The sequence below is a fragment of the Flavobacterium sp. genome (genome assembly GCF_031423415.1).
In the GTDB taxonomy this organism is placed as follows: domain Bacteria; phylum Bacteroidota; class Bacteroidia; order Flavobacteriales; family Flavobacteriaceae; genus Flavobacterium.
In genome coordinates, this window is sequence record NZ_JANPFL010000178.1 from 1 (window position 1) to 11,215 (window position 11,215).

Consider the following 11,215-nt stretch of genomic DNA (forward strand, 5'->3'; position numbering starts at 1 on the left):
TGCTTTTAGTTTGTCAGGATTTTTATGAACTTGTGCGCCAATGCGGGTGCAAAAGTAGTCTGTTTATTCAGTTATACAAGGCTTTTTTGAACCTTTTTCTAAAGTATTTTTTAAGTTACTGGTTTTTCGATATTTACAAGGATGATTTTTTGAATATATTTGGAAATTTTCAATTAGAATATTACAAAGAAAAAATAATATCATTAATTATTTACTCATTTGAGCTGAAAAATACTAATGAGATCATTACATTATAATTATAGAATTTAATTAGAAGTAGAAATTTTGTATTAATTGAATTTAAAATGTTTCTCCTGCGTTAAGATAAAAAGCTTCAGAATGACGACCCCAAGCATAATTTAAAACAAGATTTGTTCGAGTGGCTTTGTCAATTAAAATTCGCAAACCAACTCCCAATGCAGGTTGAATATATTGAAAAAGACGAATGTCCCGGTCTTTATCATTAGCAGAAGTTAAATTTCCAAACACAGTTCCGCTAATGAGCTGATTACAACTGATTGGAAACCTATACTCCGACTCAAAATACACTATTTTTTGACCCCGAAACAATCCCTGCGTATATCCTTTTCCACTTCTACTTCTTTGGTCCCAGCCGATTGATGGTAAATTCAAATAGGGAACAGATCCTGAAGTTAAAAACTGGCCAGTTGTCCAAACACTAAAAACATGTTGCTTGTTGTATTTGCTCAAAGACAAAAAATATCGATACTCCATAAAAAGCACATTGCTAGCATGCTGACTTTTAGTTATAGCTGGGTTGAATCTTAAATTAATATTGGCAAACATTCCGTGATTCGTGTTGATTTGATTGTCCCGAGAATCATATAACAAATTTAGGCTCAAACCATTCACAAAATATTCATTTTCATTATAATCATACTTCTTGCTATAATTATAATGATTGGTTAATTGTCCTGCGGAAATATCAAGATTTTTGTCGGTTATGGTGGTGTACCAATCCAAATGAACCCCTGCACCTACATAATAATTGTTTTTAACTTCCCAAGAAGCCGTTTGATGAAACTTTAAATAATTATAGCTCATCGGTTCTTCTAAAGCATTCAAATCAAAATACTCTTCTCTATGTTTTGGGGGAATAAGATCAGTTCCTAATCCGTAATTGGGTTGCGAAAAAATATAAAAACGCCAATCGCCACTCAAAAAAATTTTATTATTACTAAGCATTACACTATTCTTGACATTGATAAGTAATTGCTTCTTTTCGGTAAAAGTAGCACCTAGATTAATGGACGAATATTTGTCATCGACCTTCTTCCCTTTGAATGTGTATTGTGTAACAAATCCATAGGAGAATCCAGTTGCTGGTTGAGAACCAATTATAGGTATGAGAAGGAAAAAATTATTTTTCATTGGTTTTAAAACCAAAATAGAATCTTTCTTTTTAAAGAGTTCAGGCAACGATTTAACAGGGCAAGTCTTTTCTGAATCACCTAAATCTTGAGCTTTAACACTAAATTGAAGAAAAGCAAAGAGCAAAAAGCTAATACTTAATAAATGTCTTTTATACATAATACAAATTTATAAAAAGTGCAAAACTTAAGTAATGCTATTTAACTTACTACTTCAGTGCTGGTTTTTCCTAGCCACCATCTAGAAAATTTGAGATTAAAAAAGATTACAAACAAACAATTGCCGTTTGCAATCTCTTTAAATCATAAACCAAGGCTTTGAAATACTTGTTGATAATTTGGATTACCCGCGTCTAATTGCTTTAACTTCATAGCCGTTGAAATTGCTTTTGTTTTATTATTTGATTGAATATAAACAAAAGTAAGTGAGTAATATAGTTCAGAATTAGAAGGATTAATTTGAATTCCTTTCAATAAAATAGTCTCAGCTGCTGCAAATTTTTTAATCTGATTCAACAGCAATCCATAATTGTAATAGACTCTAGGATTAGTAGATTTCAATTCAACCGCTGTTGCAAAAGCTTTTTCAGCAGCGGAAATATTATTCATCTCATTATAGAGTAAAGCCATATTGTAATATATTCGCTCATTTTTAGAATCATTTTTAAGGGCGGAATGCAAGGCTTGCAAAGCTTCTGCATCCTTCCCTTGCGAATTATATGCAGCCGACAAATTAAGCCAAGCATAGTTCATATTACTGTCCTTTTTCAACCCACGCAAATAAAACTTTTGGGCATTTGCATAATCTTGTAATTTTAAATAGTAATCGGCCAACATCACATTTCCTGTCGAAAAATCAGTTTGAAAACGCAATGATTTTTCCAATTCAATTTGTGCCGATGAAAAAGCTTTTTCATATTGCGATGCTACTTGCTCTCTCGGAATAGTTATGTATAAATCGGCTGCTGCAATTCGTACAGCTCTCACATTATCCGACAATAAAGGTCCAACAGCTTCGCTCCAACTTTCTGATGGAAAAGAGGCTAAACTTCTTAAAGCACGATATCGAATTTGGGCTTCTTTACTGGCTAATCTGGCTAAAATTGTATTTAAACTGGTTTGTGTTTGAATGGAACCTAAATAAAAAGTAGCAGTTGCTTTAATAATTTTTGGAACAAATTTATTGTCAATAAGTTTCGTCAAATGTTTTTCACTTTCCAAATCCAATCGACTTCCGGGAATCAAATCCTCGGCAAAATGATACTTCCTTTTAGGACCATACCATTTTACAATTGCATCGGCCAAAACTTTTTCCGATTTGTCTTTATGGCAATTGCTGCAAGCATTTGGAGTTCCATATTTTACAGATAAATCTGGTCGAGGCACCCTAAAACTATGATCGTGACGAAAATCATTACCCATATAGAGTTTGCCTGGCATATGGCAGTTTTTGCACTCGGCTCCTGGAGTTCCTTTTTTATGAAAAGTATGCGTTGGAACATCATATTTGGTAGGATTATGGCAAAGCGTACAGGTTTGATTGCCAACGCGTTTGAGTTTTACCGAATGGGGATTATGACACGTACTACACGTCACGCCTTTGTGAAACATCTTGCTTTGCAAAAAGGAAGTATATATATAATCCTCATCATCTACCTGACCATCAGCGTGATAGTTTTCGGTATCTGGAATAGCTGGAATATAATTGTCCATAATTTCTGGACTGTCAATATGCGAACCGCTGAGCTCAGAAACGCGGGCATGGCAAGGAGCGCAAGTAGTTAATTCTTCGGTTTGTTTAGAGTTTTTGGCTAATTTCATAAAACTACCGGCCACTCTTTCCCCCGATTTATAGTCGCCACTAATAAAATCTACGTGTTGTTTCCCGGCTCCGTGACAACTTTCACAACTTACGTTAATTATTGAATAACTCGTTTTATAGCTATCTGTTTTAATATCATAATTCTTTTTTAGATTGGTCGAATGACAACTGGCACACATTGTATTCCAATTTTGAGCATTTCCAGTCCAGTGCAACCAATCGTGAGATGGAATATTTTGACCAGCATATTGGTTGAACCATTTCTTTTTATTCACATCCCAGCTCAATCGAGGCACTTGCAAACGTCCATCAGGAAATTGAACCAAATATTGTTGCAAGGGTTTATACCCAAAAATATATTTAATTTCGAAATCGTGATTTTTTCCATCATCTCCCTCGGTATTAATATAGAATTTAGCCCCTTTTTTATAAAAACGACTCGTAACTCCATCAGCCGTGAAAGTTACATTGTTGAAATCCCCTTTTACTGTCGAATCATTGGGTGGCAACATCGACATATAATGATCGGAATGCTTCCAGTCATTAAATTCATTAGCATGACATTTTTTGCAGGACTGGTCTCCTACATAAGCACCGGATTGCGATTGACTTTCTGAATATTTGATGTATTTAGAGGTGCAACTATCGACAATGAAAACTCTGAAAATTACCAAAAAAACCACTAAGATTACTAGCAGTAGTATCGATTTTTTGTACATAAAATACTTTTTAGCAAAAGTATTTAATTATTTATAATTTTTGATTAGAACAAGTATCAATATCTACTTCTTTTGGTCATTTTTTTTAATATTTGAATATATACATCAGAGGAAATTCCACGCCTAGTATCGCTGCTGATAGTAAGTGAGGTATTCAATAGTATCGAAAGACTAGGTTGGCAAATCATTGGCTAATTAAGATGATTGCACAATCCCTGCAGTTAGGTATAACCCAACCGAGCTTTTTAAAAAAAAAATAAAAATTAAAACCAAAGTTAAAATAGATTCTACCTTTTGCTTCGTTAAGATTACAAATAGTCGAAATTTCTAATGTTACCAACTACTCACCAAGTTTTTATTTTAAAATTAAAATTTATTATGCGTGCATACTATTTTTTTATTATCTTTGAAAACGTTATAGTAAAATATGAAAGATAAAACGATAGATTATATACTTCGTGCTACATGGCAAGCTGTATCGAGAATGTACAACGAAGAAGCTACCAAATACGCGGCAACAATGGCAACCGGTTTTACCTTATTAAGCATTGATAAAGAAGGAGGAACTCCTTCAACAGCTTTAGGGCCAAAGATGGGAATGGAAGCAACTAGTTTAACTAGAACGTTGAAAAACATGGAAGAGAAAGGGCTGATCTACAAAAAGCCAAACCCAGATGACGGTCGCGGCGTGTTGATTTATTTGACCGATTTTGGAAAAGAAAAACGAGAATTATCTAAAAATACCGTTCTCCAATTTAATGATGTGGTAAAACAAAATGTAACTCCTGAACAACTTCAAAATTTTATTGAAGTTTCAGAAATCATTAATGAATTAATTTCCGATAAGAAAATATTTTAATTCTATACTATTCCTTCTTTTGGAAGGTCAATTTTATTTGAAGTAAAACTATAAACAAAAACTATAAACAGTTTAAAATGAAAAGATCTATCAAAAAAGTTGCAGTAATCGGATCCGGAATTATGGGTTCGGGAATTGCGTGTCATTTTGCCAACATTGGGGTCGAAGTCCTGCTTTTGGATATTGTTCCAAGAGAGCTCACCGATGCTGAAGCCAAAAAAGGACTGACTCTCGAAAGCAAAATAGTCCGCAACCGCTTGGTCAACGAACATTTCCAAAATGCCTTGAAATCAAAGCCCTCGCCTATTTACCATCAAAAATTCGCCAGTCGAATTACTACTGGTAATACAACAGATGATTTGGTGAAAATTGCTGACGTAGATTGGATTATTGAGGTTGTGGTGGAACGTTTGGACATCAAAAAAATGGTGTTTGAACAAATCGAAAAATACCGCAAACCGGGAACATTGATTACCTCAAATACATCCGGGATTCCGATTCATTTTATGAGCGAAGGAAGAAGCGAAGATTTCCAGAAACATTTCTGTGGAACGCACTTTTTCAATCCAGCGCGTTATTTGAAATTATTTGAAATTATTCCTGGCCCACAAACTTCAACCGAGGTGTTGGACTTCCTTACTATATATGGTTCGACATTCTTGGGTAAAACTTCGGTCGTAGCCAAAGATACTCCAGCTTTTATTGGAAACCGAATTGGAATCTTCGGAATACAGAGTTTATTCCATTTGGTTAAAGAATTAGGGTTGACTATCGAAGAAGTCGATAAACTAACAGGACCAGTCATTGGAAGACCAAAATCGGCTACTTTCAGAACCGTCGATGTGGTAGGTTTGGATACTTTGGTACACGTTGCCAACGGCATTTACGAAAACTGCCCGAACGACGAACAACACGAATTGTTCAAATTGCCCGATTTCATCAACAAAATGATGGAAAACAAATGGCTCGGAAGTAAAACAGGACAAGGGTTTTACAAAAAAGAAGGAAGAGACATTCTTTCTTTGGACTTGGATACTTTGGAATATCGTGCGGCCAAAAAAGCTTCATTTGCCACTTTGGAACTTACAAAAACCATCGACAAACCCATTGAGCGTTTCAAGGTTTTAGTAAAAGGAAAAGACAAGGCTGGCGAATTTTACAGAAGAAGTTTTGCTGCAATGTTTGCTTATGTTTCGAATAGAATACCTGAAATTTCGGATGAATTATACAAAATCGATGATGCGATGAAAGCTGGTTTTGGTTGGGAAAATGGTCCTTTCGAAATTTGGGACGCTATCGGCGTGGCAAAAGGAATCGAAATGATCAAGGACGAAGGTTTGGTTACACCAGCCTGGGCAAGTGAGATGTTAGCGTCTGGAAGCTCCAGTTTTTATTCCATTAAAGAAGGAGCTACTTATTTCTATAATATTCCAAATAAAACGCAAACTAAAGTTCCGGGACAAAACGCTTTTATCATCTTGAACAACATTCGCGAAAGCAAAAAAGTGTGGAGCAACAGCGGAGCCATTATCCAGGATTTGGGAGACGGAATTTTGAATTTAGAATTCCAGTCGAAAATGAATACAATTGGTGGTGATGTTTTACAAGCCATTAACAAAGCCATTGATTTATCCGAAAAAGAATATCAAGGTTTAGTTATTGGAAACCAGGGAGCAAATTTCTCAGTGGGTGCTAATATCGGAATGATATTTATGATGGCGGTCGAACAAGAATACGAAGAACTGAATATGGCTATCAAAATGTTCCAGGACACGATGATGCGCGTGCGTTATTCGGGAATTCCGGTAGTGGTTGCGCCACACGGAATGACTCTGGGTGGTGGTTGCGAAATGAGTATGCACGCTGATAAAGTGGTTGCTGCTGCGGAAACCTACATCGGATTGGTTGAATTCGGAGTGGGAGTAATTCCCGGAGGTGGCGGATCGAAAGAAATGGCGTTGCGAGCATCGGATTTATTCCGTAAAAATGATGTGGAACTAAATGTCTTGCAGGAATATTTCTTGACTGTGGCTATGGCCAAAGTGTCAACTTCAGCGCACGAAGCATTTGATTTAGGAATTTTACAACACGGAAAAGATGTTGTCGTTGTGAACAAAGACCGTCAAATTGCAGAAGCGAAAAAACACGCTTTACTTATGGCAGAAGCTGGTTACACCCAACCAATTCGTAGAACTGACGTGAAAGTTTTGGGAAAACAAGCACTGGGAATGTTCTTAGTAGGAACCAATCAAATGGAAGCTGGAAAATACATCTCAGAACACGATAAGAAAATTGCCAACAAGCTGGCTTATGTAATGGCTGGAGGCGATTTATCAGAACCAACATTCGTAAGTGAACAATATTTATTAGATATTGAAAGAGAAGCATTCTTGTCGCTTTGCACCGAAAGAAAAACATTGGAACGAATCCAATTTATGTTAACCAAAGGGAAACCTTTAAGAAACTAATTATAAATTTTGAATTTTAAATGTTGAATGAGCTTCATTTAAAATTTAAAATTCATCATTCAAAATAATAATTATGAAAACAGCCTATATAGTAAAAGCATACAGAACCGCCGTGGGGAAAGCTCCAAAGGGCGTATTTAGATTCAAACGTCCTGATGAACTCGCTGCAGAAACGATTCAATTTATGATGAATGAATTGCCTGATTTCGACAAGAAACGCATCGATGACGTGATGGTGGGGAATGCAATGCCGGAAGCCGAACAAGGTTTGAACGTGGGACGATTAATTTCCCTGATGGGATTGAAAATCGAAGATGTTCCCGGTGTAACAGTCAATAGATATTGTGCCTCAGGATTGGAAACTATCGGAATGGCGACTGCCAAAATCCAATCTGGAATGGCGGATTGCATCATTGCCGGTGGAGCCGAAAGTATGAGTTTCATCCCGATGGGTGGATATAAACCAACTCCTGATTATGCTATCGCTGCAGCGGGTCACGAAGATTATTATTGGGGAATGGGATTGACTGCAGAGGCCGTTGCCAAACAATACAACATTTCAAGAGCCGACCAAGATGAGTTTGCTTTTCAATCTCATAATAAAGCTTTGAAAGCGCAAGCTGAAGGTAAATTTGACAAGCAAATTGTTCCAATAACCATCGAACAAACATTCATCAATGAAAATGGCAAGAAAGAAACCAAATCTTATATCGTAAATAAAGACGAAGGGCCAAGAGCGGGAACTTCGGTGGAAGCATTGGCTGGTTTAAGACCTGTTTTCGCTGCTGACGGAAGTGTAACGGCTGGAAATTCGTCTCAAATGAGCGATGGTGCCGCATTCGTTTTGATTATGAGCGAAGAAATGGTTATAGAATTAAACCTCTCTCCTATTGCGCGTTTGGTCAACTTTGCTTCAGCAGGAGTTGAACCAAGAATTATGGGAATTGGTCCAGTGAAAGCCATTCCAAAAGCCTTGAAACAAGCAGGATTGCAATTGAAAGACATTGATTTGGTGGAATTGAACGAAGCATTTGCTTCTCAGTCTTTAGCAGTAATTAGAGAATTGGGATTGAACCCAGATATCGTGAATGTCAATGGTGGCGCAATTGCTCTGGGACATCCTCTAGGTTGTACAGGCGCAAAATTATCGGTTCAACTATTCGACGAAATGAAAAGACGAGGAAATAAATATGGAATCGTTTCGATGTGTGTTGGAACGGGACAAGGAAGTGCGGGGATTTATGAAATACTAGCCCCCTAGCCCCCAAAGAGGGAACTACCTTGATTATAAATAAAATATATTGTATAAAAACTAAAACCCTACTTACCCCTAGTAGGAATTCCCCCTTCGGGGGTTAGGGGGCTGATATGGCAAATAAAACACGCGGTGGTCAATTCATCGTAAAAGAAACAAAATGCGAAGATGTCTTCACTCCTGAAGATTTCAATGAAGAGCAAATAATGATGCGTGACTCGGTGAAAGAGTTTGTGGACAAAGAAATTTGGCCCAATAAAGACCGTTTCGAAAAGAAAGATTACGCTCTCACAGAAGAAACGATGCGGAAAGCGGGTGACTTAGGATTTCTAAGTGTCGCCGTACCTGAAGCCTATGGTGGAATGGGAATGGGATTTGTAAATACGGTTTTGGTTTGTGATTATATTTCGGGCGGAACCGGATCCTTCTCGACAGCTTTTGGTGCGCATACTGGAATTGGAACAATGCCAATTACACTTTACGGAAGCGAAGAACAAAAACAAAAATACGTACCAAAACTTGCTTCTGGCGAATGGTTTGGCGCATATTGTTTAACGGAACCAGGCGCTGGATCAGATGCCAATTCGGGAAAAACGAAAGCAGTTTTGTCCGAAGACGGAAAATACTATTCCATTACTGGAGGGAAAATGTGGATTTCTAACGCTGGTTTTTGTTCGCTATTTATTGTTTTTGCAAGAATTGAAAATGACAAAAACATTACCGGTTTCATCGTCGAAAATGATCCTGAAAATGGAATTACAATGGGTGAAGAAGAACATAAATTAGGAATTCGTGCCTCTTCTACTAGACAGGTTTTCTTCGCAGATACCCAAGTTCCAGTCGAAAATATGCTTTCTGAAAGAGGAAACGGATTTAAAATTGCAATGAATGCCTTAAATGTTGGGCGTATAAAACTAGCTGCTGCTTGTCTTGATGCACAAAGAAGAGTAACAACAGGAGCCGTAAAATATGCCAATGAAAGAGTTCAATTTAATGTTCCGATTTCTCAATTTGGTGCAATACGTTTGAAATTAGCCGAAATGGCGACATCTTGTTATGCCGGAGAAAGTGCCACATACAGAGCTGCAAAAGACATTGAAGACAGAATCACGGCAAGAGAATTGGAAGGGACCTCGCATCAAGAAGCGGAATTGAAAGGCGTTGAAGAATTTGCTATCGAATGTTCTATCCTGAAAGTGGCGGTTTCTGAAGATGTTCAGAATTGTGCCGACGAAGGGATCCAAATTTTTGGTGGAATGGGATTTTCTGAAGATACGCCAATGGAAAGTGCTTGGCGCGATGCCAGAATTGCGAGAATTTATGAAGGTACGAATGAAATCAACAGAATGCTTTCAGTAGGAATGTTGATTAAAAAAGCATTCAAAGGTCACGTGGATTTATTAGGACCTGCCACTAAAGTTCAAGAAGAATTAATGGGAATTCCATCTTTTGACACTCCTGATTATTCAGAATTGTTTGCCGAAGAAAAAGAAATGTTGACTAAATTGAAAAAAGCATTCCTAATGGTTGCTGGTGGAGCTGTACAAAAATACGGTCCCGATTTAGAAGGTCACCAACAATTATTGATGGCAGCTGCTGATATTTTAATCGAGATTTATATGGCAGAATCTACCGTTTTGAGAACCGAAAAATTAGCCAAGGCAGCAGGAGAAGATAAGGTTCAAGAGCAAATTGCAATGGCCAAATTGTACTTGTACAAAGCAGTTGACGTAATCACTCAAAAAGGGAAAGAAAGCATTATTTCCTTTGCTGAAGGCGATGAACAACGTATGATGCTGATGGGCTTGAGGCGTTTTACAAAATACACCAATATGCCAAACATCATAGGTTTACGAGAAATGATTACCACAAAATTAGTTGCAGAAAACGAATATTGTTTCTAATTATAAAGATAGTTTTAACTAGTTTAGTTTGTTTAAAAAGAGAGGATGATTTAAAAACCATCCTCTCTTTTTGTTTAAAACTATTGCGTAATACCCTAAACTTATGGACTATTTTATAAATAGTACTGGTATAAAATGGCAGAAACTAATCTTTATCTTCGCTTTCTCCTTTTTCTCCAGCAGTAGCATTTTGATCTGTTCCTACGGCTTGAACAGCAGTAGGTCTGATTTCAGTGTGACGAACTTCTCCACCTGTAGTTCCTGTTTGTTGGGCAAAATACACACCAACAACAGCCACAACTAGGGCAACATAAGAAAGCAAGGTGGCTTTAGCGTTTTTTAAATACGATAAAATCAAACCTCCAAGTGAAATTACTCCCAAAACATATAAAACAATGGCTAGTTTTTCGGCCATTTCTTCATGTTCGTGGATAATTTGTTTTCCTACAGTAGGCATATCTTCAACTAGTTCTTCAGCGCCTTCGCCAGTTCCCATACTAAAGGCCGCAAAAACTGCCGCCACAATAAATAAAACATAAGCGGTATTTTTTACCGAATTGTTTTTTAAAATCATTCCTGTAATTAGAATACCTAATCCAAGAATCGTCCCAATAATTGGAAAATGGTTAACTACCATGTGTAAATGTGCGTCGTTCATAATTAGTCAACCCTTAAAAAGAGCTATTTTTAATTTCCACAAAAATAGGAATATTATTTTCAGGATAGAAGTTGAACAAATAATTAAGCCAAAAAACAATTTGTTCCTTGATTTGGTTGAATCGGAGCTTAAAATTGTA

General features: G+C 36.9%; 8 protein-coding genes. 5 read left to right on the forward strand and 3 right to left on the reverse strand.

Annotated features, from left to right (window positions below; genetic code table 11):
- Positions 1-257: hypothetical protein (locus RMO83_RS14990; protein ID WP_310560508.1), on the forward strand; the 257-nt coding region annotated here is incomplete at its 5' end.
- 43 nt (positions 258-300) lie between these two features.
- On the opposite strand, the gene RMO83_RS14995 is transcribed toward RMO83_RS14990, so the two are convergent.
- Positions 301-1,392 (reverse strand): BamA/TamA family outer membrane protein, encoded by a 1,092-nt coding sequence (locus RMO83_RS14995; protein ID WP_310560509.1) that lies wholly within the window; start codon positions 1,390-1,392, stop codon positions 301-303.
- Between the two features lie 302 nt (positions 1,393-1,694).
- Positions 1,695-3,932, reverse strand: coding sequence for a tetratricopeptide repeat protein (locus RMO83_RS15000; protein WP_310560510.1), 2,238 nt, complete (start codon positions 3,930-3,932; stop codon positions 1,695-1,697).
- A 427-nt stretch (positions 3,933-4,359) separates the two neighbouring features.
- Here RMO83_RS15000 and RMO83_RS15005 point away from each other — a divergent pair, with 427 nt between their 5' ends.
- From RMO83_RS15005 to RMO83_RS15020, 4 genes are all read left to right on the forward strand, one after another.
- Positions 4,360-4,791, forward strand: a complete 432-nt coding sequence (locus tag RMO83_RS15005) for a MarR family transcriptional regulator (protein ID WP_310560511.1) — start codon at positions 4,360-4,362, stop codon at positions 4,789-4,791.
- 77 nt (positions 4,792-4,868) lie between these two features.
- Positions 4,869-7,259, forward strand: coding sequence for a 3-hydroxyacyl-CoA dehydrogenase/enoyl-CoA hydratase family protein (locus RMO83_RS15010; protein WP_310560512.1), 2,391 nt, complete (start codon positions 4,869-4,871; stop codon positions 7,257-7,259).
- A 73-nt stretch (positions 7,260-7,332) separates the two neighbouring features.
- A complete protein-coding gene (locus RMO83_RS15015) occupies positions 7,333-8,520 on the forward strand; it encodes an acetyl-CoA C-acyltransferase (RefSeq protein ID WP_310560513.1) in 1,188 nt (395 codons plus the stop codon).
- Positions 8,521-8,627: 107 nt separating this feature from the next.
- Positions 8,628-10,418: an acyl-CoA dehydrogenase family protein gene (locus RMO83_RS15020; protein ID WP_310560514.1), complete on the forward strand. Its 1,791-nt coding sequence runs from the start codon at positions 8,628-8,630 to the stop codon at positions 10,416-10,418.
- Between the two features lie 145 nt (positions 10,419-10,563).
- Here RMO83_RS15020 and RMO83_RS15025 read toward each other — a convergent pair whose 3' ends face one another.
- Positions 10,564-11,076: a hypothetical protein gene (locus RMO83_RS15025; protein ID WP_310560515.1), complete on the reverse strand. Its 513-nt coding sequence runs from the start codon at positions 11,074-11,076 to the stop codon at positions 10,564-10,566.
- Positions 11,077-11,215: the final 139 nt, after the last annotated feature.

Excerpts from the sequence above, each read along its gene's own strand:
- RMO83_RS14995 (WP_310560509.1), bottom strand. The coding sequence starts at position 1,392 with ATGAAAAATAATTTTTTCCTTCTCATACCTATAATTGGTTCTCAACCA.
- RMO83_RS15005 (WP_310560511.1), top strand. The coding sequence starts at position 4,360 with ATGAAAGATAAAACGATAGATTATATACTTCGTGCTACATGGCAAGCT.
- RMO83_RS15010 (WP_310560512.1), top strand. The coding sequence starts at position 4,869 with ATGAAAAGATCTATCAAAAAAGTTGCAGTAATCGGATCCGGAATTATG.
- RMO83_RS15020 (WP_310560514.1), top strand. The coding sequence starts at position 8,628 with ATGGCAAATAAAACACGCGGTGGTCAATTCATCGTAAAAGAAACAAAA.
- RMO83_RS15000 (WP_310560510.1), bottom strand. The coding sequence starts at position 3,932 with ATGTACAAAAAATCGATACTACTGCTAGTAATCTTAGTGGTTTTTTTG.
- RMO83_RS15015 (WP_310560513.1), top strand. The coding sequence starts at position 7,333 with ATGAAAACAGCCTATATAGTAAAAGCATACAGAACCGCCGTGGGGAAA.
- RMO83_RS15025 (WP_310560515.1), bottom strand. The coding sequence starts at position 11,076 with ATGAACGACGCACATTTACACATGGTAGTTAACCATTTTCCAATTATT.